Origin of the sequence: Actinoallomurus sp. NPDC052274 (assembly GCF_040679475.1) — a bacterium.
Classification (GTDB): domain Bacteria; phylum Actinomycetota; class Actinomycetes; order Streptosporangiales; family Streptosporangiaceae; genus Actinoallomurus; species Actinoallomurus liliacearum.
Genome location: NZ_JBFAUT010000080.1, coordinates 1 through 24422 on the forward strand (window position 1 = coordinate 1; position 24422 = coordinate 24422).

26 protein-coding genes are annotated in these 24422 nt (G+C 72.3%); 16 read left to right on the forward strand and 10 right to left on the reverse strand.

Annotated elements, in window-relative coordinates; translation table 11 throughout:
• A partial coding sequence (locus AB0K82_RS40070) for a peptidoglycan recognition family protein (RefSeq protein ID WP_364407578.1) occupies positions 1 to 881 on the reverse strand: 881 nt, incomplete at its 3' end.
• 220 nt (positions 882 to 1101) lie between these two features.
• Between AB0K82_RS40070 and dapE the strand changes: the two genes are divergently transcribed.
• The 4 genes from dapE to AB0K82_RS40090 all read left to right on the forward strand — a co-directional run bounded on the left by dapE (position 1102) and on the right by AB0K82_RS40090 (position 4253).
• Positions 1102 to 2157, forward strand: a complete 1056-nt coding sequence (gene dapE, locus AB0K82_RS40075) for a succinyl-diaminopimelate desuccinylase (RefSeq protein ID WP_364407580.1) — start codon at positions 1102 to 1104, stop codon at positions 2155 to 2157.
• A 112-nt stretch (positions 2158 to 2269) separates the two neighbouring features.
• On the forward strand, positions 2270 to 2665 hold the full coding sequence (locus AB0K82_RS40080) for a MerR family transcriptional regulator (protein WP_364407581.1): 396 nt from the start codon (positions 2270 to 2272) through the stop codon (positions 2663 to 2665).
• Positions 2666 to 2862: 197 nt separating this feature from the next.
• On the forward strand, positions 2863 to 3669 hold the full coding sequence (locus AB0K82_RS40085; RefSeq protein ID WP_364407584.1) for a TIGR00730 family Rossman fold protein: 807 nt from the start codon (positions 2863 to 2865) through the stop codon (positions 3667 to 3669).
• Positions 3669 to 4253 carry a TIGR00730 family Rossman fold protein gene (locus AB0K82_RS40090; RefSeq protein WP_364407586.1) on the forward strand — a complete coding sequence of 195 codons (585 nt, stop codon included), beginning with the start codon at positions 3669 to 3671 and terminating at the stop codon, positions 4251 to 4253. The genes AB0K82_RS40085 and AB0K82_RS40090 overlap by 1 nt, the downstream gene beginning before the upstream one ends.
• Positions 4254 to 4260: 7 nt before the next feature.
• On the opposite strand, the gene AB0K82_RS40095 is transcribed toward AB0K82_RS40090, so the two are convergent.
• A complete protein-coding gene (locus tag AB0K82_RS40095) occupies positions 4261 to 4791 on the reverse strand; it encodes a hypothetical protein (RefSeq protein ID WP_364407589.1) in 531 nt (176 codons plus the stop codon).
• Between the two features lie 86 nt (positions 4792 to 4877).
• On the opposite strand from AB0K82_RS40095, the gene AB0K82_RS40100 reads away from it, so the two are divergent.
• The 3 genes from AB0K82_RS40100 to AB0K82_RS40110 all read left to right on the forward strand — a co-directional run bounded on the left by AB0K82_RS40100 (position 4878) and on the right by AB0K82_RS40110 (position 6750).
• Positions 4878 to 5555: a hypothetical protein gene (locus AB0K82_RS40100; RefSeq protein WP_364407592.1), complete on the forward strand. Its 678-nt coding sequence runs from the start codon at positions 4878 to 4880 to the stop codon at positions 5553 to 5555.
• 200 nt (positions 5556 to 5755) lie between these two features.
• Positions 5756 to 6184, forward strand: coding sequence for an SRPBCC family protein (locus AB0K82_RS40105; RefSeq protein ID WP_364407594.1), 429 nt, complete (start codon positions 5756 to 5758; stop codon positions 6182 to 6184).
• Positions 6181 to 6750: a DNA-3-methyladenine glycosylase I gene (locus tag AB0K82_RS40110; protein WP_364407597.1), complete on the forward strand. Its 570-nt coding sequence runs from the start codon at positions 6181 to 6183 to the stop codon at positions 6748 to 6750. The genes AB0K82_RS40105 and AB0K82_RS40110 overlap by 4 nt, the downstream gene beginning before the upstream one ends.
• Before the next feature lie 31 nt (positions 6751 to 6781).
• Here AB0K82_RS40110 and AB0K82_RS40115 read toward each other — a convergent pair whose 3' ends face one another.
• Positions 6782 to 9361 carry an ABC transporter permease gene (locus tag AB0K82_RS40115; protein WP_364407599.1) on the reverse strand — a complete coding sequence of 860 codons (2580 nt, stop codon included), beginning with the start codon at positions 9359 to 9361 and terminating at the stop codon, positions 6782 to 6784.
• Positions 9362 to 9363: 2 nt separating this feature from the next.
• A complete protein-coding gene (locus AB0K82_RS40120) occupies positions 9364 to 10107 on the reverse strand; it encodes an ABC transporter ATP-binding protein (RefSeq protein ID WP_364407602.1) in 744 nt (247 codons plus the stop codon).
• Between the two features lie 172 nt (positions 10108 to 10279).
• On the opposite strand from AB0K82_RS40120, the gene AB0K82_RS40125 reads away from it, so the two are divergent.
• Genes AB0K82_RS40125 through AB0K82_RS40135 form a run of 3 tightly spaced genes read left to right on the forward strand, consistent with a single transcriptional unit; the run spans position 10280 to position 13379 of the window.
• Complete coding sequence (locus AB0K82_RS40125) at positions 10280 to 11470, forward strand: glycosyltransferase 87 family protein (RefSeq protein ID WP_364407605.1); 1191 nt, start codon at positions 10280 to 10282, stop codon at positions 11468 to 11470.
• A complete protein-coding gene (locus AB0K82_RS40130; RefSeq protein WP_364407608.1) occupies positions 11467 to 12750 on the forward strand; it encodes a sensor domain-containing protein in 1284 nt (427 codons plus the stop codon). The genes AB0K82_RS40125 and AB0K82_RS40130 overlap by 4 nt, the downstream gene beginning before the upstream one ends.
• Positions 12741 to 13379, forward strand: coding sequence for a response regulator transcription factor (locus AB0K82_RS40135; protein WP_364407611.1), 639 nt, complete (start codon positions 12741 to 12743; stop codon positions 13377 to 13379). The genes AB0K82_RS40130 and AB0K82_RS40135 overlap by 10 nt, the downstream gene beginning before the upstream one ends.
• Before the next feature lie 13 nt (positions 13380 to 13392).
• Here the strand turns inward: AB0K82_RS40135 and AB0K82_RS40140 are convergent, their stop codons facing one another.
• Positions 13393 to 13896, reverse strand: coding sequence for a MarR family transcriptional regulator (locus AB0K82_RS40140; protein WP_364407614.1), 504 nt, complete (start codon positions 13894 to 13896; stop codon positions 13393 to 13395).
• Between the two features lie 59 nt (positions 13897 to 13955).
• On the opposite strand from AB0K82_RS40140, the gene AB0K82_RS40145 reads away from it, so the two are divergent.
• Complete coding sequence (locus tag AB0K82_RS40145; RefSeq protein WP_364407616.1) at positions 13956 to 14783, forward strand: NAD(P)H-binding protein; 828 nt, start codon at positions 13956 to 13958, stop codon at positions 14781 to 14783.
• Here the strand turns inward: AB0K82_RS40145 and AB0K82_RS40150 are convergent, their stop codons facing one another.
• Complete coding sequence (locus AB0K82_RS40150) at positions 14784 to 15629, reverse strand: SDR family oxidoreductase (RefSeq protein ID WP_364407618.1); 846 nt, start codon at positions 15627 to 15629, stop codon at positions 14784 to 14786.
• Positions 15630 to 15696: 67 nt separating this feature from the next.
• On the opposite strand from AB0K82_RS40150, the gene AB0K82_RS40155 reads away from it, so the two are divergent.
• The 3 genes from AB0K82_RS40155 to AB0K82_RS40165 all read left to right on the forward strand — a co-directional run bounded on the left by AB0K82_RS40155 (position 15697) and on the right by AB0K82_RS40165 (position 17066).
• Positions 15697 to 16257 carry a MarR family transcriptional regulator gene (locus tag AB0K82_RS40155; RefSeq protein WP_364407621.1) on the forward strand — a complete coding sequence of 187 codons (561 nt, stop codon included), beginning with the start codon at positions 15697 to 15699 and terminating at the stop codon, positions 16255 to 16257.
• Between the two features lie 176 nt (positions 16258 to 16433).
• Positions 16434 to 16604 carry a hypothetical protein gene (locus tag AB0K82_RS40160; RefSeq protein ID WP_364407624.1) on the forward strand — a complete coding sequence of 57 codons (171 nt, stop codon included), beginning with the start codon at positions 16434 to 16436 and terminating at the stop codon, positions 16602 to 16604.
• 315 nt (positions 16605 to 16919) lie between these two features.
• Positions 16920 to 17066 carry a hypothetical protein gene (locus AB0K82_RS40165; protein ID WP_364407627.1) on the forward strand — a complete coding sequence of 49 codons (147 nt, stop codon included), beginning with the start codon at positions 16920 to 16922 and terminating at the stop codon, positions 17064 to 17066.
• A 208-nt stretch (positions 17067 to 17274) separates the two neighbouring features.
• Here AB0K82_RS40165 and AB0K82_RS40170 read toward each other — a convergent pair whose 3' ends face one another.
• Both AB0K82_RS40170 and AB0K82_RS40175 read right to left on the reverse strand, forming a co-directional pair.
• Positions 17275 to 17466, reverse strand: a complete 192-nt coding sequence (locus AB0K82_RS40170) for a hypothetical protein (protein ID WP_364407630.1) — start codon at positions 17464 to 17466, stop codon at positions 17275 to 17277.
• Positions 17467 to 18355: 889 nt separating this feature from the next.
• Positions 18356 to 18925 carry a TetR/AcrR family transcriptional regulator gene (locus AB0K82_RS40175; RefSeq protein ID WP_364407633.1) on the reverse strand — a complete coding sequence of 190 codons (570 nt, stop codon included), beginning with the start codon at positions 18923 to 18925 and terminating at the stop codon, positions 18356 to 18358.
• Positions 18926 to 19016: 91 nt separating this feature from the next.
• On the opposite strand from AB0K82_RS40175, the gene AB0K82_RS40180 reads away from it, so the two are divergent.
• Positions 19017 to 20531, forward strand: a complete 1515-nt coding sequence (locus AB0K82_RS40180; protein WP_364407636.1) for an MFS transporter — start codon at positions 19017 to 19019, stop codon at positions 20529 to 20531.
• A gap of 138 nt (positions 20532 to 20669) precedes the next feature.
• Here the strand turns inward: AB0K82_RS40180 and AB0K82_RS40185 are convergent, their stop codons facing one another.
• The gene (locus AB0K82_RS40185; RefSeq protein ID WP_364407639.1) at positions 20670 to 22772 is read right to left on the reverse strand and encodes a hypothetical protein; all 2103 of its coding nucleotides are present in this window, start codon (positions 22770 to 22772) and stop codon (positions 20670 to 20672) included.
• A 128-nt stretch (positions 22773 to 22900) separates the two neighbouring features.
• Positions 22901 to 23623: a hypothetical protein gene (locus AB0K82_RS40190; RefSeq protein WP_364407642.1), complete on the reverse strand. Its 723-nt coding sequence runs from the start codon at positions 23621 to 23623 to the stop codon at positions 22901 to 22903.
• A gap of 203 nt (positions 23624 to 23826) precedes the next feature.
• Between AB0K82_RS40190 and AB0K82_RS40195 the strand changes: the two genes are divergently transcribed.
• Positions 23827 to 24300, forward strand: a complete 474-nt coding sequence (locus AB0K82_RS40195; RefSeq protein ID WP_364407645.1) for a MarR family winged helix-turn-helix transcriptional regulator — start codon at positions 23827 to 23829, stop codon at positions 24298 to 24300.
• Positions 24301 to 24422: the final 122 nt, after the last annotated feature.

The following is a 24422-nucleotide window of genomic DNA, read 5'->3' on the forward strand; positions in this document are numbered from 1 at the left end:
CAGCGCGATCCGCCCGAGCGGCCCAGGCCGCCCGCCGATGAAGGTCTGGCCGCCCGCCGGGGAGCGGCGGGGCCGTGGTCGCCGAGGGCCCGCGGGCCGGGCAGGCCGGATCGCGTGCCGGACGCCTCGGCGCGCGCCACGTGCGCCAGGCCGAGCGCGCCGGCGACCTCCGACCGGAGCCGGGGGAGCTGGGCGTAGAGCGCGTCGCCGGGGCACTGCGTGGTGTTGTAGTCGCGGTGGCCGACGATCGCGGTGGCCGGGGAGAGCTCGTAGAGGTCGCAGAGCCAGGCGAGGGTCTGGACGAGCGAGTTCCACAGGGCGGTGGGCGGCAGTTCGGTGGTGTAGGTGCCCTCGTTCTCGATGCCGAGGGTGTGGCCGTTCTCGTTGGCGCACTGGGCGCCCATCACGTTCGCGCCCTTGCCGATGGCCTCGATCGAGCGGTTGCGGCCCTCCATCACGTAGCCGCCACGGCTGATCGTGAGCTGCTGCCCGGTGTCGCTCCAGCCGTTGGTGTCCATGTGGAGGTCCTGGCAGTCGCGGGACAGCTGGAAGGCGTGGGCGAGCGAGTAGTCGGTGGAGTTCGGGAAGGCCATGTGGTGCACGATCAGGTGATCGGGCGCCTTGATGATGGTGGCGGGTGAGGTCGGGGGCCGCGCTCCCCACTCGGCGCGCGTGTAGACGTACGGCCTGGTGACGGCGTGTGCGGAGCGCGGGCGGGTCAGGTCGGCGGCGCCGAGGAGGACGGCGGCGCCCGCGACGGCGGCCGCGCGCATGAGCAGGTCTCGGCGGCCGAGTTCCGGGCGGGCGAGGTCGGGGCCGGTCGTGGCGGGGCCCGGCGGTGCGGCGGGCCGGCTGCGGGGGTGGGCGGGGGGATGGTTCATGGCGGGGGAGGTCCTTCCAGCGGAAAACAACGACGATCCGCTCCCTCTCACAGGTAAATAACCAACGAGGCAAGCCGGAAGTAAGTGGAAAAATCCCCTAATATTGCCGCCTTCGTTGGCAGGTCGGCGGATCCGCGCAGTTCAGGCCCATTAACGGCGCGGCCGCCGGACGCCGGGCGGCTGGCCGGATCCGGGCATCACTGGCGTAGGCTCAGGCCCCATGCGGCTTGATCTGACTCAGGACGTCGCGTCCCTGACCGCGGCGATCGTCGATATCGAATCGGTGAGCGGCAACGAGAAGGCCCTCGCCGACGCGGTCGAGGAGGCGCTGCGCGCCCTGCCCCACCTGTCCGTCGAGCGGGACGGCGACACGGTCATCGCGCGGACGTCGCAGGGCCGCGGCGAGCGGGTTGTGATCGCCGGGCACCTCGACACCGTGCCGATCAACCACAACCTGCCCTCCCGCGTGGAGGGCGACCGGCTGTACGGCTGCGGGACCGGGGACATGAAGGCGGGCGTCGCCGTGCAGCTCAAGCTGGCCACCATCCCCGAGACGACCCGGGACGTCACGTACTTCTTCTACGAGTGCGAGGAGATCGAGGAGGAGCGCAACGGCCTCAGGCGCATCGGCCTGACCCGGCCCGAGCTCCTGCGGGCCGACTTCGCGGTCCTGATGGAGCCGTCGGGCGGCATCGTCGAGGGCGGTTGCCAGGGCACCATCCGCGTCGAGGTGAAGGTCTCCGGCGAGCGGGCGCACAGCGCGCGGTCGTGGATGGGGACGAACGCCATCCACCAGGCCGCGGCGGTGCTCGACGTCCTGCGCGCGTACGAGCCGGAGCGGCCCGTGGTGGACGGCCTGGAGTACCACGAGGGGCTCAACGCGGTGTTCGTCCGGGGCGGCGTCGCGGGCAACGTCATCCCCGACGAGTGCGTCGTCACGATCAACTACCGGTTCGCGCCCGACAAGTCCCTGGCCGACGCCGAGCGGTACCTCCGGAAGCTGTTCGACGGCTACGAGGTCACCGTGGTCGACGGCGCGCCGGGTGCGCGCCCGGGCCTGACGCATCCGGTCGCGGCGGCGTTCACCGAGGCCACCGGCGGCGCGGTGCGTGCCAAGTTCGGCTGGACCGACGTCGCGAGGTTCTCCGAGCTGGGCATCCCGGCCGTCAATTACGGCCCGGGTGAACCGAGCCTGTCGCACACCCGTGATGAGTACGTCGAGATTCCGCGTATCTTCGCGAGTGAGGAGCGGATGCGGGCCTGGCTCACGACCTGAGCGCCGCCGCCGAGATCCGAACGGCCCGGCTCAACGACGTGGGCCGCGACACCGACGACACCGACGAGATCCCCCGGACCCCACAGCGGCATCGACGCGGGAAGGTGACCTGATGGGCCAGGTCCTGGCCGACGGACTGACGATCGCGGAGGCGGCCGAGCGCACCGGCGTCTCCACGCACACCCTTCGCTACTACGAGCGCATCGGCGCGTTCCGGGAGCCCCCGGAGCGCGACGCCAGCGGGCACCGCCGCTACACCGAGAGCGACCTGTCCTGGATCACCCTGCTCACCCGGCTGCGCGCGACCGGGATGCCCATCGCGACCATCCTGCGCTACGCCGAGCTGGCCCGCGAGGGCAACGGAACGGCCGCCGACCGCAAGGCGCTGCTCGTGGCGCACCGCGCGGAGGTGATCGCGCGCATCGACGAGCTGCAGCATGACCTCGAGCTCATCGACCACAAGATCAACGTGTACGAGGAGATCGAGCGCACCCGCTTCGGCCGGTGATCCGACGCGTGATCGGTCCCCGGCGTCCCGGCGGATCGACGAAAACGGGGTGCGGCTCGCGCGTGTCCGTCGCTTGGTTCACGGCGGGGGTCTAGAAACCGGCAAATCGGCGTACAGTGCGAAAGCATCATTCGTTCGCCGCCGACTATGCGGTCGGCTCGGCCGAAAGCGGTCGCGTGGCTGGTTACGGTTAGGCCATGCGACCTGACGAGACGCCGCGCAGGAGACGACAGGGTCCCGTGACCCTCCGCGGCAACGCGATCCCCGCCACCACCACCGATCAGCGCCTGCTCGACTCCCGCGGCCCCTCGGACTGGCTGCACACCGACCCCTGGCGGGTGCTCCGCATCCAGGCGGAGTTCGTCGAGGGATTCGGCCTGCTGGCGGAGCTGCCGCGCGCGGTGAGCGTCTTCGGCTCCGCCCGTACGAAGCCGGGTTCGGAGGAGTACGAGCTGGCGGAGCGGATCGGCGCGCTGCTCGCCGAGGCCGGATACGCCGTGATCACCGGTGGCGGCCCGGGGATCATGGAGGCCGCCAACAAGGGGGCCGACGACGCGGGCGGCCTGTCGGTCGGGCTCGGCATCGAGCTGCCGTTCGAGCAGAAGCTGAACGACCACATCGACATCGGTGTGGAGTTCCGCTACTTCTTCGTCCGCAAGACGATGTTCGTCAAGTACTCCCAGGCGTTCGTGGTGCTCCCCGGCGGATTCGGGACGCTGGACGAGCTGTTCGAGGCGATCACGCTCGTCCAGACCAAGAAGATCACCCGCTTCCCGATCGTGCTCTTCGGCACGGACTACTGGGGCGGCCTGATCCAGTGGATCAAGGATCAGATGCTGCCCGCGGGCAAGATCTCTCCGGAGGACCTCGATCTGATGTACGTCACCGACGACCCCGTCGAGGTCGTCGAGCGCATCAAACGCGCCCACGAGACGCAGGAGCGGGAGCTGGAGGAGCGCGCGGCCCAGGAGGCCGACGCGGTGGCGGGAGGAAACGGAAGCTGATGCGCGTCTGCGTCTTCTGCTCGTCCAGCGGCCGCATCGACGGCCGCTACGTCGAACTGGCCGCCGAGGCCGGCGCCGAGCTGGCCCGGCGGGGACACAGCCTGGTCAGCGGCGGCGCCACCGTGTCGTGCATGGGGGCCGTCGCCCGCGCCGCGCGCGAGGGCGGCGCCCGGACCGTCGGCGTCATCCCCAAGGCCCTCGTCGACGTGGAGATCGCCGACGACGACTCCGCCGAGCTGGTCGTCACCGAGGACATGAGGGCGCGCAAGGGCGAGATGGACCGCCGGTCCGACGCCTTCCTCGTCCTTCCCGGCGGGCTGGGAACGCTCGAGGAGCTCTTCGAGATCTGGACCTCGCGGGTCCTCGGCATGCACGAGAAGCCGATCGCGATCCTCGACCCGTACGGCCTGTACGAGCCGCTGCGCGATCTGATGAAGCACCTGCTCGACGAGGGGTTCGCCCGGCCGCGCATCTTCGACGCGATCGGCTGGGCCACCACGGTCGCGGAGGCCTTCGACCACCTGGAGCGCTCGCCCGTGCGCATGCAGCCGACCGCCGAGGACTACGTCGAGTCCGAGCCCTGATCCGCCGTCAGGCCAGGCCGCGCCGCGATACGGCGGGTGGACGGGTGCCCTTGATCGAGGCCACCATGTCGAGCACCTGCCGCATCGCGTCGGCGTCGGCCGCGCGGAAGACCCGGGCGCCTGCCCAGGCGAACACCGACGCGACGGCGGGCTCGGCCGCGTCCACGAACACCGCCCGTCCGGCCTCCGCGAGGCGCTCGGTCTCGTAGGGGTCCGTGACGCGGACCAGCACCCCGTCCGGGCGTATCCCGACGGCCCGCTCGGGCGCCGAGCAGAGCAGCGCGGCGCCGGTGGCCGCCGCCACGCCGGCGAACCGGTCCCCGATCAGGAGGTCGGCCCCCGCTCGTACGCAGGCGGCGGCCTGTTCCTCCGAGGACGGCGTCACCGCGATGACCGGTGCCCGCGGGTCCGCCCGGACCGCGCGGACGATCTCCGGATCGGCGGCCACCTCGGCGATGTCGGCGCCCTCCGCGGGGCCCTCCGTCATCACCGTGAAAGCGCCGGGAAAGATGACCCGGTTCCCGAGACGCAGCTCCATGGTCCTGATCGTGGCATATGCGGCGCGTGCGGCGTTCGCTGAGCGGGTTGACCCACCGTACCGCGTGGTTGTGGCACGATCGGTACATGCTTGTCACCATCACCGTGGCCCTCGCCGCGCTGGCCGTCCTGGCGGCGATCGTCGTCGTGGCCACCGGTGGCGGCGGAGAGCTCTCCGTCGAGCATCCGGACCATCCGCGGCTGTCGCTGCCGGGCCGGCGCTCGGTCGGCGGCACGGACGCCGTGCTGCTCCGCCTGCCGATGGGGCTCTGGGGCTACCACAAGCAGATCACCGACGAGGCGCTGGAACGCTTCGCGCACGAGCTGACGGAGCGCGACACGCGCATCGCCGTGCTGGAGCAGGAGCTCGCGGAGGCACGTCGGCACCTCAACGAGCCGCCGGAGCAGGCCTGGCGCCCGGCCGTCCCGTCGGCCTCCCCGGCACCCGACTCCATGGACCTGCGCGATCCGTTCGAGCCGTCCGATCCGCCGTCCTCGCGCGAGGGCGACCTGCCGCCGCTTCCGCACCACACCCGCGAGGAGCCCCGGGACCGCCCCGCGGACCCGCCGCAGACGGTGTGGGACCGGCCCGCGGACCCGCCGCGGACCGTGCAGGACCGGCCTGTGAATCCGCCGCAGACCATCGTCGACAAGGTCGTCTTCGACCCGCGGGCCGACCGCGACGCCGACGAGGGCCCGGCGGCCGACCACGAGGACGCCGCGGAACGAGCGGCCGAGACCGAGCAGCGGGAGAAGGACACATGAGTGAGCGCAGCGAGCGAGTCATGAGCGCGGCGCCTCTGGTCTCTCCTCCGGCGAAGGAGGACGCATGAGTGAGCGCAGCGAGCGAGTCATGAGCGCAGTGCCTCTGGTCTCTCCTCCGGCGAAGGAGGACGCATGAGTGAGCGCAGCGAGCGAGTCATGAGCGCAGTGCCTCTGGTCACCCCTCCGACGAAGGAGGACGCATGAGCAGGGTCGCGGTGCACGCGTCGGTCGACGTCCCGGCGACGGCGGAGCGGGTGTGGAACGTCCTCGTCGACTGGCCGCGGCACTCCGAGTGGGTGCCGCTGACCCGGGCGGAGGGCGGTGCGGGCGACGGCGCGAGCGTCGAGGCGTGGACGGGCGTCGGCCCCGTCGGTTTCCTCGACACCATGGTGATCAGCGAGTGGCTGCCGCCGCATCGTGTCCTGGTGCGGCACACCGGCGGTCTCGTACGCGGCGAGGGACGGTTCGATCTCCTGGATCTGCCGGGCGGCCGGTGCCGTGTCACCTGGGCCGAACTGCTCGACCTGCCGCTCGGGCCGCTCGGCCGGGCCGGCTGGTTCGCGGTCGGACCGGCCGCCCGCCTCATGTTGCGGACATCGCTGCACCGCCTCGCTAGTATGTTCGAATGACTGTCATCGGACCGGACGGGCTGGCGCGGTGCCCATGGGGCGTCTCCGCGCCCGACTACATCGCCTACCACGACGACGAGTGGGGCCGCCCGGTCCGCGATGACCACGGGCTGTACGAGCGGCTGTGCCTGGAGGCGTTCCAGTCCGGGCTGTCCTGGCTGACGATCCTGCGCAAGCGCGAGGGCTTCCGGCGGGCGTTCGACGGCTTCGACCCGGAGAAGGTCGCGGCGTACGGCCCGGCCGACGTCGAGCGGCTGCTGGCCGACGCCGCCATCGTCCGGAACCGCCGCAAGATCGACGCGACGATCGCGAACGCCCGGGCCGCGCTCGACCTGCCCGACGGCCTGGCCGCCCTCGTCTGGGCGCACGCCGACCCGGCCGCTCCGGCGCCCAAGACGAGCGGCGACGTGCCCGCCACCACGCCCGGCTCCACGGCGCTCGCCAAGAAGCTCAAGAAGCACGGCTTCCGGCACGTCGGCCCGACCACCGTCTACGCCCTCATGCAGGCCTGCGGACTGGTCGACGACCACCTCGTCGACTGCCACCGTCGCGGCGCCTACCGGTAGGGGACGACCGGCACGCGACGTGCGGTGCGGGTCACTCCGCCTTCGCGGCCTCCAGGACCGGCACCCCGGCGGCGCGGCGGGCGGGCAGCGCGGACGTCGCCCAGGTGACGACCGCCGCGCCCAGCACGACGGCGGCGAGCAGCCACCACGGCAGGTCCACCCGGATGAAGGAACTACCGGTGGCGACGTGCAGCAGCGCGACCGTGCCGACGGCGGTGCCGAGGCCCAGCAGCACTCCCAGCAGGACGACCGTCGCGGCCTCCCAGCGGACGACCGACCGGATCTGCCGGACGGTGGTCCCGACCGCGCCGAGCATCCCGAACTCCTTCGTCCGCTCCGACACGCTCAGCGCCACCGTCGTGGCCATGCCGAACAGCGAGATGACCAGGGACATCGCGATGAACCCGTAGATCACTCGGACACCCTGCCGCATGGCGGCCGCCGCCACCCGTACGTAGGCCGCCCGGTCGTACACCCGGGCCACCGGGACGTCGGAGACGGCCGCCGCCAGCGCCGCCGCCGACGCGGTGCCCCGGACGAGGACGGCCGAGGTGCTCGCGCCCGGATCCAGCGTCGCCATCGTGGCCGGCGCGACCAGCGCCTGGTCGGCGAACAGGTGCGAGGGGTCGTGGTACCGGCCGGCCACGGTGAGCGTCACGTCGCCGCGCGCGCCGTGCACGACGATCCGGCGGCCCGGACGCAGCCCGTACGCCTTCACCAGCGGGGACGCGACACCGATCTCGCCGGGCCGCAGCACGGGAAGGTGCCCGCCGAAGCGCAGCACCGCCCGTACGTCGGACGCGCCGGTGACGGCCAGGAAGATCGGCGTGCCGGGATCGCCGTCGAACGCCTTGACCCTCGGTGACACCAGCCGTACCTCCGTCCGCGTCAGCGCGACCGCGGCGGTCACGCCGGGGACGCGCGCGACGCGGGCCGCCGTGTCGGCCGGAAGCGACGCGGCCCCGTTCGACGTACGGCCGTTCCCCGCGATGACATGGTCGGCGGCGAGGGCCTCGGCCCCCGCGACGCGGGACCGGTCGTCGATGGAGGTGATCAGCAGGCCGGTGGTGACGACGAGCGCGACGCCGAGCATGAGCGATGCGGCGGCCGAGGAGACGCGGCGCGGGCTGCGGACGATGGTCGCGCGGGCGAGCCGGCCCGCCTCGCCGCTGACGAGCATGCCGAGCCGTCCGACCAGGCCGCCGAGCGGGCCGACGAAGAAGGGCGCGAGCACGGCCAGCGCGGATACGCACACCATGCACCCGAGCATGATGAGCATCATGATCCCCACGGTCCGGTCGGTGCCGACGGAGGTCGGGTCGTTCGCCACCGCGAAGACCGGGCCGAAGAACATCCAGGACGCCGCGAAGATCGCGACGGCGCCCGCGATCCGGGGCCACTTCCGGCTCTTCGTCTCCGCGGTCGCGGACCGCAGCGCCTCGATCGGCGCGACCCGCGACGCGCGGCGGGCGGGCCGCCAGGCCGCCAACTGCGTGGTAACGACGCCCGCCGCGAAGGGGAAGACCAGCGAGATCCACCCGACCCTGACCTCGCCGGCGGAGATGTCGAAGCCGTCCTGCGCGAACAGCCGCGTGAGGACGTCCGAGACGCCGTACCCGACGAGGAGGCCGCCCGCCGACGCGACCACGGCCAGGACGAGCGCCTCGAGACGGACCAGCCGCCTGATCTGCCGGGGCCGGGCCCCGATGGCCGCCAGGAGGGCCAGCCGCCGGGTCCGCTGGCGGACCATCGTCCCGAAGGCGTTCGCGACCACGAACAGGCCGGTGAACACCGCCACCGAGGAGAGCATGCCGATCGCCCCGCCCACCGACGTGCCCATGCCCTGAAGCTCAGCCGACTGGCGGTGCCGCAGGTCGGCGGCGGTGCGCACGACGGCCGGGCGCATCGGCGCGGTCAGCCGGTCCCGGAGTTCGCCGGCCGGAACGCCCGGGGCGGCCTTCACCCACAGGCTCTGCCACGTGCCCGGCGCCAGGCCCGCCGCCTTCTGGACGGCGGCGGGCGTGCCCAGGACCAGGACGCCGGACGCCACGGCCCCCCGGCCCTGGACGGTGAAGACACCGACGATCCGCACCTTGCTCGACGTCTTGGGCAGCAGCAACGTCATGGCGGTCCCGGTCGCCAGGTGCCCGGCCGTCGCGACGTGCCGTACGACGGCCACCTCGTCGTCGGCGGCGGGGGCCCGCCCGGCCACCAGGTGGTAGGCGTTCAGGCGCGGGTCGGGGATCCAGGGGCGGAGCATGGTCCCCGCGCCCGCCGGAGGCAGCACCGGCCGGCCGCGCGCCCCGATGACCGTGACCGGCACGGCGGCGTCCCCGGCGACCGCCGCGACGCCCGGCACGGAGCCGATCGTGTCGGGCCGCACCTCACCCGGAGGAACGGCGAACGACTCCTCCGGGTCGGCGTCGGGCGGCTGTACGACCACGTCCGCCTTGGCGTACTCGCTCGCGTCCGACCCGGACACCGCGGCCTGCGCCCGCAGCGCGAACTGCAGCGCTCCCGACATCAGCCCCACGGAGAACAGCACGGCGAGCACCGTCGCGGTCAGCCGCGCCCAGTCCTGGGCGAACGACCGGCGGGCGATGAGCCACATGGTCAGGCCTCCATCCGGCGCATGACGCCGTGCACCGCGTCGATCGTCGGTCCGGCCAGCTCGTGGACGATCCGGCCGTCCGCCAGGAACAGCACCCGGTCGGCGTACGACGCGGCGAGCGGGTCGTGCGTCACCATCACGACGGTCTGGTGGTACGTGTCCACCGCCGCGCGCAGGAACCGCAGCACCTCTCCGCCCGCGGAGGAGTCGAGGTTGCCGGTCGGCTCGTCGGCGAACACCACCTCCGGCCGGGTCAGCAGGGCCCGCGCGACCGCGACCCGCTGCTGCTGCCCGCCGGACAGCTCGGCGGGCCGGTGGTCGAGCCGGTCCCGCAGCCCGAGGGCGTCGACGAGGATCCGGAACCACTCGCGGTCCACCCGCCGCCCGGCCATCCGCGCGGTGAGCCGGATGTTCTCCTCGGCGGTCAGCATCGGCAGCAGGTTGAAGGACTGAAAGACGAAGCCGAGCTTCTCGCCGCGCAGCCTCGTCAGCCGGGTCCGCGACAGCTTGGTGATGTCGACCCCGTCGATGACGACGGCCCCCGACGAGACGGCGTCCAGCCCGGCGAGGCAGTGCAGGAACGTCGACTTGCCCGACCCGGACGGGCCCATGATCGCGGTGAACTGCCCGCGGGCGAACGCGGCCGAGACGCCGCGCAGCGCGGCCACCGCGTTCTCCCCGGAGCCGTACGTCTTCACGAGTGAGTCCGCCCGGGCGACGGGTAGCAGGGCGGTCGTCTGTGTCATGCGTCAAGCCAACCCGCGACGAAGCCCCGCCGCACTGGCGCGATCTGGAGGTTCCCGGTAGGGCTGACCCCACCCGGCAGGACCTACCTCACCTCGGCATCCCGCTCTACTGATCTTTCCGCGCGTCGCCGGTTCGCTGGTGGTGACCCACCCCCGACGGAAGAGCATCGGCATGACGATCACCGCGTCGCCGCCCGACGCACGGCGGACCACACCTTGCCCCACCGGCGGCCCGCCGCGTCGTCTCCCGCCGGAACCCCTCTGGTTCGCGGCGTTCGCGGTCTTCGCGGGCGTGTTCGCGGTCGCCGCCGGTCCCGCGGCGCATCGCACGTGGGGTGTCATCGCGGCGGCCGGGTACGCGGTGGCCGCCGGTGTCTCCACCGTGAGCCGTACCGCCGGTCGCGGCTGCGCGTTCGCCGGTGCGGCGCTGGTCCCGCTCGTCGTGCTGGTCGCCACCGGAACGGCGCAGGAGGAGGTGGCGGTGGTGGTCCGGTCCGGCGCCCACCTCCTGCGCCACGGCACGCCGTACCCGGCGAGCGCGGTGCCGGCCGGCGCGTACACCGCCTACGACCCGTACCTGCCGGGCATGGCGGTGTTCGGGACCACCGGGCTCGATCCCCGTCTCCTGTTCACCGCCGTGTTCGCCGTCGCGATGGCCCTCGCCGGCCTGGTCGGCCGATGCGGCCGCGTGTGGGACGGCGTCGGGCGGGGCCGCGTCGGGCGGGCCCGCGTTGGGTGGAGCGGCGTTGGGTGGGGCGGCCTGCCGGTCCTCGTGCTGGTCTCGCCGGTCGTCGCGCTGCCGGTCGCGGTGGGCGGCGACGATCTGCCGGTGCTCGGCCTGTCCTGCCTGGGCCTCGCCCTGGCCCGGCGGCACCCCGGATGGGCGGGGACGGTGCTGGGCGTCGCCGCGACGCTGAAGCCGACGGCCTGGCCGGTCCTGGTGACGGCGCTGTTCCTGACAGGGCGGTCCGGCGCGCCGAGGTACGTCGGCACCGCGGCCGCGGTGCTCGTCCCGGTCATCGGCGTGCCCGCCCTGCTGGATCCCGCCGCCTTCCTGACCAACGTCGTGCTGTTCCCACTCGGGCTCACGCCGGTGACCTCGCCCGCCGACAGCCCACTGCCGGGGCATCTGCTCGCCGGTCTCGGCCCGGCCGGGCACGCGGTGGCCCTGGCGCTGCTCGGCCTGACCGCCGTGACGATCGCCGCCTGGCTGTGCCTCCGCCCGCCCCGGGACGCCGCGGACGCCGCACGCCGGACTGCGCTCGGCTTCGGCCTGGCCATCTGCCTGCTGCCCGCCACCCGGTGGGGCTACCTGCTCTACCCGACCGTGCTGGCGGCCTGGTCGCGTACGGTCGTGGCGTGAGCGGGACGGGGGACCACGGTGCGGGCGGGCGCACGACGGTCTGGCGGGCGATGGCGCGGAACCCGCTGCGGTTCCTGTTCTCGGCGTGGCCCTGGCGGGCGTTCGCGTACGTCGTCACCGGCGTTCCGATCGGTTTGGCCTGGCTGGCGCTCACCCTCGCGCTGCTCGCCGCGGGCCTGCTCCTGACGCCCGTCGTCGCCGGGCTGGCTCTGCTGGCCTGCGCTCCGCTGCTCGCCGTGGCACTGGCCGCGGTCGAACGCCGCAGGCTCCGCTGGCTGGACCCGCGCCCGGCGCCGTCGCCGCACGGGGCCGTGCCGCGCCCGGGACTTCGGCCCTGGATCCGGTACCGGCTGCGGGAGGCCGCGTCCTGGCGGGAGCTCGGCTACGGACTCCTGCACGGGGCGCTGTCGGTGTTCGACGGCGCCGTGCTCTCGAACCTGATCGCCGTCGCGGCCGTGCAGATCGCCGCGCCGGCGCTGGTGGGCGGTGGTGACCGGATCCAGTACGGCTCGCTGGTGACCGTGGACACGCCGGGCGAGGCGTGGGCGCTCGTGCCGGTCGGGGTCGCGGTCGCGGTGGCCGGCCTCTACGCGCTGACGCTGCTCGCGGGCGCCCGCGCCGCGCTGGCCCGCGCGCTCCTCGTACGGTCCGGCGAAGCGGAACTGGGGGAGCGGCTGGTCGCGGTGACCGCCTCACGGGCCCGGATGGCCGGCGCGTTCGAGGCCGAACGGAGGCGCATCGAACGTGACCTGCACGACGGAGCGCAACAGCGGCTCACCGGGCTGATCATGCTGCTGGGACTCGCGAGGCTCGACGGGGATCGTGAGCTGATCGGCAAGGCGCAGGACGAGGCGCGCGCCGCCCTGACCGAACTCCGTGACCTCGTCCGGGGCATCCATCCCTCGATCCTCACCGACCGCGGCCTGGACGCGGCCGTACGGGCCCTGGCCGAGCGCTCCCCGGTGCCCGTCGAGGTGGACGTCGACCTGCCCGTACGCCCGCCGGAACAGCTCGAGTCGGCCGCGTACTTCGTCGCCGCCGAGGCCCTCACCAACGCGGCCAGGCACGGCGGCGCCCGGCACGCCCGGGTGTCCGCGCGGATGCTCGACCGGCTGCTCGTCGTCGAGATCCACGACGACGGGTCCGGCGGAGCGGATCCGGGGCGGGGCACCGGACTGCAGGGCCTCGCCGACCGGGTCGCGGTCCACGATGGAACCCTCCGGCTGTCCAGTCCGCCGGGCGGCCCTACGATCATTCGGGTGGAGATGCCGTGCGGGTAGTGCTCGCCGAGGACTCGGTGCTGCTGCGCGAGGGCCTCATCCAGATCCTCGGCCGGTTCGGCCACGAGACGACGGCGGTCGCCGACGCGCCGGCCCTGGTCGCCGCCGTCGCCGCCGGCCCGCCGGACATCGTCGTCACCGACGTGCGGATGCCGCCGGGCCACCGCGACGAGGGGCTGCGGGCCGCGCTGGAGCTGCGGCGTGACCATCCCGGCCTGCCGGTGCTGGTGCTGTCGCAGTACGTCGAGCGGTCCTACGCCGCCGACCTGCTGCAGACCGGCGGCGGCATCGGCTACCTGCTGAAGGACCGCGTCGGCGACATCGACGAGTTCATGGACGGCCTGACCCGGGTCGCCGAGGGCGGCACCGTGATCGATCCCGAGGTCGTCCGGCGGCTCCTGTCCGGCCGGCACGACGGTTCACCGCTGCGACGGCTGACGGACCGGGAACGCCAGGTGCTGGAGCTGATGGCGGAGGGCCGTTCCAATGGCGCGATCGCCCGCCGCCTGGTCGTCACCGAGGCGGCCGTCGTCAAGCACGTCGGCTCGATCTTCATGAAGCTGGACCTGCCGCCGGCCCCCGACGACCACCGCCGCGTGCTCGCCGTCCTCGCCCACCTGCGCGGCTGACGGCGCGCACGGGTCAGGGGCCCGCGCTCTGCCAGTCGCGCACCTCGTGGGCCCAGGCGGTCAGGCCCGCGACGAACCCCGCCCGGTCCCGTGGGGAGAGGCTCTCCAGCACGCGCAGGAGCGGTGCGGATCGGCGCGCGATGAACTCCTCCATCACCGGGCGCTGCCGGTCCGGCATCGACACGAGCGTCCGGCGGCGGTTGGCCGGATCCTCGCGGCGTTCGACCCAGCCGGCCCGGCTCAGGTCACCGACGAGCTCGCTGGCGGTGGACAGGGAGACGCCCATCCGCCGCGACAGCTCGGTGACGCTGAGGGACTCCTCGACGAACAGGTGGCTGAGCACCGCGCCGTGCCGGGCGGTGAGCCCGTGCTCCCGGAACGCCTCGTAGAACTCCGGCGGCATGTCGCCGCGCGCTCGCTGGAAGTACGCCGCCACCAGGGGGACGTGGGCCAGGACCTCCCTGATCTCCGCGGGCTCGGGGCGGCGGCCCGCCTGCGGTGGTGCGTGCTCGGTCACGACGCCCAGTGTATATATTCGGAAATCCGAAGTATTGGGGAAGTCGAAGGGAGACGTCCGTGATCCTCGTGACCGGAGCGACCGGGAACGTCGGCCGCCAGGTGGTCGGGCAGTTGCTGGAGGAGGGCGCGGAGGTACGCGCGATGACGCGCCGGCCCGACCGGGCGGACCTGCCGGACGGGGTCGAGGTCGTCCGGGGCGATCTCGCGGAGCCCGCGACCCTGCCCGAAGCGCTGCGCGGAGTGGAGCGGGCGTTCCTGTTCCCGGTGCCGGACCGGACCGCCGGCTTCCTCGCCGCGGCGCGGGAGACCGGGCTCCGGAACGTGGTCCTGCTGTCCGCCTCGGCGGTCAGGTACGAGCGGCCGAACCCGATCGGGCGGCTGCACGCGGGCGTCGAGCAGGCGGTGACGGACTCCGGCCTGTCGTGGACGATCCTGCGGCCCGGCGCGTTCATGGCCAACGATCTGCAGTGGTGGGCCCCGCAGATCCGGGCCACCGGCGTCGTCCGTGGGCTCGGAGACGGCGCGGCCGGGACGCCGATCGACGAGCGCGACATCGCCGCCGTCGCCGTCCGCGCGCTGCTCGACGACGGTCACGCCGGCCGGGCCTACCTGCTGACCGGGCCCGAGGCGCTCACCGACCCGCAGCGGGTGGCGATACTCGGTGACGTACTGGGCCGTGAGCTGCGGTTCGAGGGGCTGTCGGCCGAGGAGTTCCGCGCCGCCATGTCCGCGCGCGTGCCCGCCCCGGTCGTCGACGCCTTGATCGCGATGCGCGCGGAGTCGAAGGAGACGGCCGAGGTGTCGCCCGCCCCGGCCGACCTGATCGGGCGGGCGCCCCACACCTACGCCGAATGGGCCGCCCGCCACGCCGACGGCTTCCGCTGATCAGTACCGGGTGTCCAGCGACACCTGCTCCCAGGCGTCCAGGTCGGCGAGCTGCCGCCGGAGTTTCTGCCGGATCCGCTCCACCGCCTCCGGGCCGAGCGGGAGACGCAGCGGCGAGTCCGGCTCGTCGACCGCCTTGACGATCGCCTCGGCGGCCTTGGCCGGGTCGTTCGGCTGCACGCCGTCCTGGTCGGAGAATCGCCGCCGCAACGCGCCGGCCGGGGTGTCGCGGTAGTCGTCGATCGGGTCGGCGAACCGCATCGACCGGCCGGCGAAGTCCGTACGGAACGGGCCCGGCTCGACGATGGTCACCCGGACGCCCAGCGGCCCGACCTCGCCGGCCAGCGCCTCGGACATCCCCTCCAGCGCGAACTTCGAGGTCGCGTAGATCGAGTGGCCGGGGTTGCCGACCGCGCCGCCGACCGAGGACATCTGCACGATGTGACCCCGCCGCCGCGCCCGCATGTGCGGCAGCACGGCACGGGTCACGCCGATGACGCCGAGCACGTTCGTGGCGAGCACCGCGTCGATCTGCTCGTCGGACAGCTCCTCCAGCGCGCCGACCAACCCATGTCCGGCGTTGGTGACCAGCACGTCGATCCGGCCGAACTCCTCGATGGTGGTGCCGACCGCGGCCGTCACCTGGGCCGGGTCGGTGACGTCCAGCGCGACCGCGCGGACCAGCTCCGGCGCCCGCTCGACGAGATCCTTGACGCTCTGCGGGTCCCGCGCCGTGGCGACGACGCGCTCACCGCGGGCCAGCGCGGCGTCGGCGATCGCCCGACCGAGGCCGGTACTGGTGCCGGTGATGAACCACACGCGGGGGGCGTTCGCGGTTTCAGGCATGGTCGATCCTTCGAATCGGATAGCTTGAGATTCAAGGAAAAGTATCTTGAGACTCAAGGTGTGTCCAGTGGCCGAAGATCATGAGGAGCTGCCGCCCGACTCGGTCGGCGCCGACCTGCCCCGGTGGATCGGGCAGATGCCCTCCGGCGTCGACCCCGGCGTGGAGGCCGCCCGCCAGCGGATCGGCCGGATCGCCCGCCTCTTCGAGCACATCCTCGAGCGGGCCGCGGGGCGGGAATCGATCACCGTCGGCGACTGGGCGGCGCTGTCGGTCCTGCAACGCTCCGGCCCCCCGTACGAGCGCACTCCCAAGCAACTGGCCGACGCGCTGGGCCTGACCTCCGGCACGGTCAGCGTCCGCATCGACCGCCTCACCCGCGGCGGCCTGGTCGAACCCGCCCCTGCCGCGGACGGGCGCAGCCGCCCCGTCCGGCTGACGGACGAGGGGCGCCGCCTCTGGAGCGCCGCCACCGCCCAGCGGACGCTGGAGGAGCAACGTCTGTTCGGCGGCGCGCTCGACCCAGACCAGGTCGACCGGCTGAACTCCCTGCTCGGCGCGCTGCTGTTCCGCCTGGAAGAGGAGTTCGGCCCCGCCCCCCGCCACGACCGCCCCCGCCCCGGCTCCTGACCGGCCCGCGTCCGCTCCGGCTAGGCCGACGGGGTGATGAGCTCCTCGGCGACCCAGCGGGCGACGCCGGCCGGGTAGGGCGTCGGCAGCCCAAGGACGATGTGCCGGAAGCCGGCGTCGACCGCTTCGCCGATCGCGTCCCGGGTGGTGCCGGGCCGGTCATAGGAGACCGGCAGGTGGATCGAGCGGACGAGCGAGGCGGGGTCGCGGCGGATCTCGGTGCAGTAGCGGTCCAGCAGCGCGCTGCGGCGGACGACGTCGTCGATGTCGCCGCCGGGGATGTTCCACAGGTCGGCGTGCTCGGCGACATCGGCCTACGCCGCCCCACCAACCCGGATCCCTCGTGAGCCCGGAGGCGTGAAGGGCCCGTCGGATCGGGCCTACCGCCTCGCCCGCCGTGCCGACTCCGCCCCAGCGCGGACCGCTCGCCCTCCTGAGGATCCCCGCGCCGTCGACGAGTAGGCGTATCTCGGGCAGGGTGAGCGTGATCGGTTCCCCGGGTCGAAACGGGAAGGATCCAGTGCCCTCTTTCGCCTTCAACAGTGGGCGGTTCGGCCTTGATGATCTCCAGTTCTGCGGACAGTCTCTCTGTAGCGCCCCTAGAGAGGGTCAGCTGCTCCGCGACTTCGCGGAGGCCCTTCAACAACCGAAAGGGGCTTTCCATGCCCACCAAGGTCAAGACCGCGCTGGACATGGGCGACGGCGAGGGCCGTGAGTTCAAGCGCATCGTCGCGAACTACGGGAGGACCGCGCCTGAGCCCAACTACGGCCGCCAGCCCGGCGGCCGCAAGGGCGACCAGCCCAAGTGACAGCACGAGCGTGACGACAGTCGACCGAGCGTCGTGATCGTTTGATCGCTCCGAGCGGGTTACGGGTCGGTCGATCCGAGCATGCGAAAGACGGTGGCCGGGCGACATGCCCGGCCACCGTTTGCTTCGGCCCCGCCCTCGACGGCTGAAGCCGGACACCGTCAGGCGTCCGTCCTCACCACAGTTCGGGCCGGGCCGCCTTGCCGGATCAGCCGTCGACCCTCTGGGGCTTCTTTCCCCAGAGGGTCGACAGCTTCTCCTTCGTCCCCCTCGTCTGCTCCGCTACGTCGTCGAAGAACACCTTCTGCTCGGCCGCGCGGATCGCCGAATTCACTCTCGAAGCGTCACCGAGCTTCCTGGAAACGTCACCGATCTTCGCGATGCAACCCTTGAGGCTCATGTTGTTCTTCTCCTTGGTTGGGTCCCGAAAGGCTGTGGGACGTCTTAGCTAGAACTGTCCCGTGAGAAGTGGTTTCGGCGAACACCGAGACGTCTTCGATCCGGCGGACCGACTGCGGTGATGCGCACCGCGCCAACCGGGTGACCCATCGCGTTTCGCGCTGTCTACCCAGGCGAGAAATCGTCTCGGCCGGGCGGACACCCCTGGCGGACGGTTGTGCCACCCAGCCGTACGAATTGTCGGAACCGCCCGTTCCGTCCCGGAGGTGATCCTCCCCATACCGATCGCTCGCGCAGCCTCCACGCCGCCGCAGCGGCCGGTCGGCCGACGTTGCGTATCACGCAGTCGTCCGTAGCGACGGCCGCCGGTCGGCACGGCGTACACAACGCTCGGTAAAAGTGATCGGTGACGGCTGTTCCTCCCAAGATGCCCCCACCGCTGATGCCCTTCACCGAGTCCTCCGCGCCTGCTGCGGGGACGAGCCACCCGGCAGGGCTGGATCGATCAGCCATTTTGACGTCGGTATCGGCGTAGCGAGCCCGGCATACCGGTCATCGACTCGTCAACGTCGACGGCAAGGTGACCACGGAGCCGGAGGTGGGGCCCCGCCACCGCCACCGCCACCCGATTCTCCGCGCCATGAGGTCAGCCGGCGCGTGCGGCGATTCCGCACCAGGTTCTCGGTGAGTACGGCGGCGTTCGGCGTCGCTCTTGTCGAGGGGCGGCCAGTCGCGCGGTGGTCGGCGGTGTGGCGTACACAACGCTCGGTGAAGGTGATCGGCGACGGCGACTTATCCCGGAACCTCCCTGCTCGTGACCCGCTTCGCCGAGTGTTTCGTACGGCCCGGCGGCGGGATGCCGGACCGCCACATGGGTGCCGGGCCTGCGGTCAGCGCACCAGGGGGAGGAAGACCGTGTCGACGATCTCTTCTAGGACGTGGTCGGGCACGGGGGCGAAGGTCGTGAGGATCTCGTGGCGCAGCAGGTCGAAGGGGAGTGACTTGATGCGTTCGGTGAGGAGCTCCGGTTTGACCTCGCCGCGGTCGACGGCGCGGTCGAAGAGCGCGTCGAGAGATTCCGAGCGCCCCGTCGCGCGGGGGTCGAGCAGGTCGCCGGGGGTGGTTCCGGTCTCCTGGTAGTAGCCGGCCAGGTGCACGCTCATGACGGTGATGAACTGGACACGGGTGGCGTTGATCTCCCGCATGAGGGTGAGGATGTCCTTCCGCAGGCTTCCCGTGTCGGGAAGGTCGAGGAGGCTTTTCCGCAGGGTGTGGACGATGGCCGCCCGGACGAGTTCGTCGCGGTCGGACCAGCGGCGGTAGAGGACGGGAGGGCTGGTGCCCGCGCGCTGCACGACGGCGTCCATGGTGAACCTGGCGTAGCCGCTGTCGGTGAGTTCTTCCCAGGCCGCATCGAGGAGCGCCTTCTCCAGTGCCGCTCCGCGGCGCCGCTCGGGCATCCGCCCCTCCCTTGGATAGAGTTGCCTATCTTAATCTAGCGCCTTACGCTGGCCGCCGTAAGATAGAGCTCTATATCTTAGGTGGCTGCTCGTGAGCACTCCCAAGGGGACCAGATCGGCGCCCACGGCGGTGGACCCCGACCGTAGAGGCCCCAGGTCGTTGCGCGAGGCCTGGGTGGCCTTGGTCGGACTGTCGGCGGTCTTCCTGTTCGAGATGCTGGACAACTCGATCCTGAACGTCGCGTTGCCCACGATCGGACGCGAGTTGCACGCTTCGACGATCGCGCTGCAGTGGGTGACGGGTGCGTACGGGGTCGTGTTCGGCGGGTTGATGCTGGTCTTCGGCGTGCTGGCCGACCGGTTCGGCCGTCGGCGGATCATGCTCATCGGTCTGGTGCTGCTCGGCGTCGCGAGCCTGGCGACCGCTTTCGTCACCACCGCGGAGCAACTGATCGTCGTCCGCGCGGTGATGGGCGTCGCGGCGGCGATGACGACGCCGGGGTCGATGGCGCTGGCCTTCCGGCTGTTCGACGAGGACGGCCTGCGCATTCGTGCGACGACGCTCATCTCGACCGTGGGTCTGGTCGGTCTCGCGATCGGCCCGACCGTCGGTGGCTTCGTGCTCGTGATCGCTCCGTGGCAGGTACTCCTGCTGGTGAACGTGCCGATCGCGGTGCTCGCGATCATCGGGGTGCGGGCGGGCATCGCTGAGGACGAAGCGGCTGATCTGCACCGCGACCCGGTGGACGTCCTCGGCGCGGTGCTGGGCACGGCGACGATCGTGCTGGCGCTCGTCGCGCCCACCCTGTTCGTGAACGAGGGCACCGGTTCCTGGGAGCCGTGGACGGTCACCGCCGCAGCCGTCGTGGGGGCGGTTCTCTTCCTCCTCCGCGAGATCTCGGCGCGCCATCCGCTCCTCGATCTTCGGCTCGTCGCTCGTCCCCTCGTTTCGAGCGGCCTGGCCTACAAGGCCGCGGCCGGGCTGGCGACCGCCGGTCTCGGTTACCTGGTGACGCTGCAACTGCAGCTCGACTGGGGGTGGACGCCCGGCCTTGCCGCCATCGGCATGCTGCCGCAGGTCATCGTCCTGGTCGCGGCCGGCCCGTTCGTCAATCCGCTCGTGGAACGGGTCGGTGGCGGCCGGGCCGCATGGCTCGGCGCCGCAGCGGTCGTGTTCGGGCTCGCCGTCTACGGTCTGCTGAACAGCTTCGGGTACGTATGGGTGGCGATCGCACTCGTACTCGTGGCCGCCGGGATGCGTGTGGTCGGCGTGGTCGCGGCGATCAACGTGTTCGGTGGTCTGCCGAAGAATCGAACCTCGGTCGGCGCGGCGCTCACCGACACCGTCACCGAGGTCACCTCCGGCGTCGGCATCGCCGTCAGCGGCACCATTCTCGCGGCGCTGTTCACCGGCGACATCGCCACCTCGAACTGGAGCACGCGGCAAACCGCGCAGTTCCACGAGGCGGTCACGATCGCCGGCCTCGTACTCACCGCTGTGGCGGCGGCGCTCGTCGGCTGGGCGATCCTGCGCACGCGGAACGCCGCGGCTGGTCGAACGAGCACGCCCGCCGCCGACGAGATCGGCGAGAAGACCACGGCATGACGCCGGCCCGAGGCCGCGGATCCAACGCCACGCGTCACCTCACGGCCAGGCGCTCTCCGCATGCGATGACGAAGCGCCGGCGCGGGCTCACCCGAGACCGCAGGGCCGGGAATCGTCCTCCGGGTTCTGCGGGCCGCCTCAGTCGTCCTTGTCCTGCGGCGGGTCGTCGGCGGGCGTGTCCTCCGGTGCCGAGTCATCTCTCGCGGCGGAGGACGTCTCCGCGTCGCCTCTCGTCCGCGTCTCCGCGTCGCCTCTCGTCCGCGTCTCCGCGTCGCCTCTCGTCCGTGCCTCGGCGGCGGGGCCGGGGTGAGGCTCCGGGTCGGTTGACGGCTTCGGCTCGGCCGGTGCCGTCTCGGGTGACGGCGGTGCCGGCGAAGGCGATGGTCCGTGGCCGGGCGGAGGCGCGTACCCCGGTGGCGGTGGGTATCCAGGGGGAGGCCCGTACGGCGGCGGGCCCTGGTGGCCGGGCGGGGGAGGGAGGGCGAACGCCGGTCCCGAGGGCGGCGGGAGGCCGGGGCCGCCGTGGCCCGGGACCGGAGCGGGCCGTCCCACGGGCTGCACCGGCGGGGAGAGACCCAGCGCCTCCTCGTCGGGACCGGTCGTGATGACGAGCCGGTCCAGATAGAGGATCTGCAGTGCGGCCAGCGCGATCAGTGCCAGGACGACCACGACGATCGGCGTGGTGTGCCCGACCTGTCCGTTCGTGCCGAAGGTCTGCTCGACGCGGACCATCAGTTCGATCGGTGCCGTCTGGGTGCCGACGCGGTCGCCGATCAGGAACGGCCACAGCAGGCCCTGCCCGCCGATCAGGGTGATCGCACCGACGAGCAGGCCCGCCAGGGGCAGTGCCGGGACGACGACCGTCGCGAAGAACGAAGGTCCGGCCGGGGCGCCGGCGGCGCGCTGCGCCCGCCAGCGCGCCGCGTGTCTCCGGCAGAAGAGCGTCAGGATGAACAGCGCGGGGACGCTCACGAGGATCGGCGAGATCAGGGAGGGGAGTTTCCCGAGGAGGTGGAGGTCCCGCTCGTTCTGGTAGTCGGCGATGCTGAGCGGGCCGATGCCCACGAACAGCCACGGGGCGAACGGCAGGAGGAGCCACTCGCTGCGGGGGCCGAGCGGGCGGAGGCCGCCGATGCCCAGGGCCGCCGGGAACGCCGCGCCGACGGAGACGATGGCTCCCAGCAGCGGCGGGATCCACGTGTTCAGGTAGAGACGGGCGGTGGAGGCGAGGGACGGGCCTTTGGGTCCGTGGGAGAACAGCGCGGAGAGCCAGGGCCAGGAGCCCAGGACGGCGAAGATCAGGACGACGGCCACGGCCAGCAGCCCGAGTACCGCCCGGCCGGCGTCCGGCTGGGGGCCGGGCTCCGGCGCTCCGCGCGGGGGAGTCGGGGAGAGCCCGACGCCCAGGCTCGTCTTGATCGCGATCAGGGCCGCGGCCACGCCGAGGACCGCCAGGATCACCCCGACGATGGTGGCCTGGGCGGAACCGACACCGAACTCGCCCCTGAGGAAGGCCACGGTGTACTCCAGGCCGACGGGAGTGGTCGAGCGCTGCGAGTCGCTCAGCACCGCCGGGAAGGTGAACGCCTGCAGGCTCGTCGCGATCACCGCGAGCGCGACGATCGCCGCGACCGCGAGCATGGCCGGGGCGATCCGCCGGCCCTCGCCGCGGCCGCGCATGACGGGCAGGAAGACCAGCAGCGCCAAGCCGCACACCGCGCCGAACGTGGCCGCGGCCGTGACCAGTGGGATGATGCCGAACGCCTTGTCGGGGCCGTCGATCCGGCCGAAGATCCTCGCGATCCCGCCTCCGCGCGTCTGGCCCATGTTCCAGGCGACGGCGACCGCCACCGGGGAGAACACCACGAGCGGCAGGGACATCAGCACGCGGCCGATCCGCCGGGGCCAGGTGCCCGCCCCGTCCAGGGCGGCGGCGAGCGCCGGTCCGACCAGCACGGCGACGACGACCGGGACGAGGGCGAGCAAGACCCAGAAGCCGAGCGTGCGCCAGAAGTAGCCCTGTTCGAGCAGGTGGGAGTAATTCTCTAGGCCGACGAATCGGTGGGAGGCGCCGAAGAGCCGCGAGTCCTGGAGGCTTCGCACGATCGTCTGGCCGGTCGGCACGACCAGGGTGACGAGCGCCAGGAGGGCGGCGGGAATGGTGAGCAGCAGACCGGTGCCGCGATACCGGTCGCCGACGGGTCGGCCTGCGACGGTTGGCGCCGGGAGGTGAGGGGCCATCGTCCGCTCCGCGTTCTTCCGCTGTGATCTGTTCTGTTGTGTATCAGGGCAGACGGCAACGGGGAAGTGCGGCCTTGTACCCGGTATTCCTGACCTGGGGTACGGCGCCGCCGAACGGGACGAGGGCCTCAGTCGGCCGGAGTGTCCCGGACGGACCTCGCGGCGATCCGCTCGACCTCGTGGAGGTAGGGGTATCGCGCCCGTTCGAACCACCGCCAGGCCATCGCCCCGGACAGCGCACCCGAGATGAGGAAGATGAAGAGCGGCCGGGTGGTCGACCGGTCACCGAGGGAGGAGGGGTCTTCGGGGTCGTAGCGGATGCGCACGGTGTCGCCGAAGGACGCGTACTGGACGTCCGGCAGCCTCCCGGAGTAAGTGCGTCCTGCCACGGTCCAGCGCCCGTAGCAGTAGGGGGACCTGCCCTTGTAGTCGCTACTGCAGCGGGTGACGGTTGCCACGGCCGCGGCCTTCGCCGCGTGGTTGGCGCCCAGGACCTGCACGAGCACGGCGAAGCCGGAGATGGCGAACAGAGCCGTCATGAAGGCGGTGCCGCCACTGCGGGCCACGCGCTTGTCATCCACCAGCGTCGCCGGGTCCCGCAGCTCCGGTTCCCATACCGCCAAATCCTCGCCCCGCCACCCGTTACGGACGGTGACACCCGCCAGGACGGCCACGCCACCGGCCAATACGATCCCGATCGCCGTGAGGAGGTCGGACTCGTTGCCGTCCAACGGCGCCAGCGTCCAAAGGAGGGCCATCGCGGCCGCCCCGTACACGGAGAGGGCGACGCGCCCGGTGCGCCAACTGCGCAGCACCCTCTCGGCGGTGGCCTGCTCGGGCGCGGCCGTCACCAGGCGCGGGCCGGGGCGGCCGCCAGGGCGGGCGCGAGGGGCGAATGGTCGGGTTCTGCTGTCGCGGAGCGGGGTGTCATGGTCGGTGAGACGGCGCGTACGCGGGCCGCGTTCCCTGAACTTCCGAGCACGCGGGCCTCGCCAGAATGCTCATTAAGTACGACCATCATGGAGGATGTCCGCAAGAGCGTATGATCATCGATATGGCGGACAATAGCCACGAATCGGCAGGGAGTGCTTCTGCTGCGCCGCCTGAGCTCCGTGCCAGTACGGGCTACCTGCTGACCCGGCTCGGTGCCGAGTCGCGGCGGCGATGGGCGCGCATGCTGGCCGCGCACGGCATGACGCCGCATCACTATGGCGCCCTCATGACCTTGGAGAACGTGAAGGTCACCCACCAGCAGCACCTCGCCGAACTGATCGGTGTGGATCCGCGGAACGCGGTCTCGGTGGTCGACTTCCTGGAGCGTCAGGGGCTGATCGAGCGGACCCGGGACCCCGCCGACCGGCGCCGGCACGCGATCAGGCTCACCGCGGACGGCCGCACCACGGTCGAGACGCTGCGCCGTGCGGGCGAGGGGATCGAGCGGGACATGCTCGACGGCCTGACCGGCGACGAGCGGTTCGCGCTGCACACTCTGCTGCAACGGTTGTTCGAGGTGACCGTCGACCGCTGAGCGGTTTTCCGGGCCCTGTCCCCCCACTCACCTGACCTCCCGATCATGCACCGGGTGGTAAAGATCTTGCCGACCTGGCGTCGCCGTTCGTAAATCATTTTCTGGTGAGGTGCTGAGGTTTC

What these genes read in the sequence shown, in the direction of transcription:
- AB0K82_RS40115 (WP_364407599.1), bottom strand. Translation starts at nt 9,361, where the DNA reads ATGTGGCTCATCGCCCGCCGGTCGTTCGCCCAGGACTGGGCGCGGCTG.
- dapE (WP_364407580.1), top strand. Translation starts at nt 1,102, where the DNA reads ATGCGGCTTGATCTGACTCAGGACGTCGCGTCCCTGACCGCGGCGATC.
- AB0K82_RS40120 (WP_364407602.1), bottom strand. Translation starts at nt 10,107, where the DNA reads ATGACACAGACGACCGCCCTGCTACCCGTCGCCCGGGCGGACTCACTC.
- AB0K82_RS40170 (WP_364407630.1), bottom strand. Translation starts at nt 17,466, where the DNA reads ATGAGCCTCAAGGGTTGCATCGCGAAGATCGGTGACGTTTCCAGGAAG.
- AB0K82_RS40175 (WP_364407633.1), bottom strand. Translation starts at nt 18,925, where the DNA reads ATGCCCGAGCGGCGCCGCGGAGCGGCACTGGAGAAGGCGCTCCTCGAT.
- AB0K82_RS40080 (WP_364407581.1), top strand. Translation starts at nt 2,270, where the DNA reads ATGGGCCAGGTCCTGGCCGACGGACTGACGATCGCGGAGGCGGCCGAG.
- AB0K82_RS40100 (WP_364407592.1), top strand. Translation starts at nt 4,878, where the DNA reads ATGCTTGTCACCATCACCGTGGCCCTCGCCGCGCTGGCCGTCCTGGCG.
- AB0K82_RS40165 (WP_364407627.1), top strand. Translation starts at nt 16,920, where the DNA reads ATGCCCACCAAGGTCAAGACCGCGCTGGACATGGGCGACGGCGAGGGC.
- AB0K82_RS40095 (WP_364407589.1), bottom strand. Translation starts at nt 4,791, where the DNA reads ATGGAGCTGCGTCTCGGGAACCGGGTCATCTTTCCCGGCGCTTTCACG.
- AB0K82_RS40150 (WP_364407618.1), bottom strand. Translation starts at nt 15,629, where the DNA reads ATGCCTGAAACCGCGAACGCCCCCCGCGTGTGGTTCATCACCGGCACC.
- AB0K82_RS40105 (WP_364407594.1), top strand. Translation starts at nt 5,756, where the DNA reads ATGAGCAGGGTCGCGGTGCACGCGTCGGTCGACGTCCCGGCGACGGCG.
- AB0K82_RS40195 (WP_364407645.1), top strand. Translation starts at nt 23,827, where the DNA reads ATGGCGGACAATAGCCACGAATCGGCAGGGAGTGCTTCTGCTGCGCCG.
- AB0K82_RS40090 (WP_364407586.1), top strand. Translation starts at nt 3,669, where the DNA reads ATGCGCGTCTGCGTCTTCTGCTCGTCCAGCGGCCGCATCGACGGCCGC.
- AB0K82_RS40085 (WP_364407584.1), top strand. Translation starts at nt 2,863, where the DNA reads ATGCGACCTGACGAGACGCCGCGCAGGAGACGACAGGGTCCCGTGACC.
- AB0K82_RS40110 (WP_364407597.1), top strand. Translation starts at nt 6,181, where the DNA reads ATGACTGTCATCGGACCGGACGGGCTGGCGCGGTGCCCATGGGGCGTC.
- AB0K82_RS40185 (WP_364407639.1), bottom strand. Translation starts at nt 22,772, where the DNA reads ATGGCCCCTCACCTCCCGGCGCCAACCGTCGCAGGCCGACCCGTCGGC.
- AB0K82_RS40125 (WP_364407605.1), top strand. Translation starts at nt 10,280, where the DNA reads ATGACGATCACCGCGTCGCCGCCCGACGCACGGCGGACCACACCTTGC.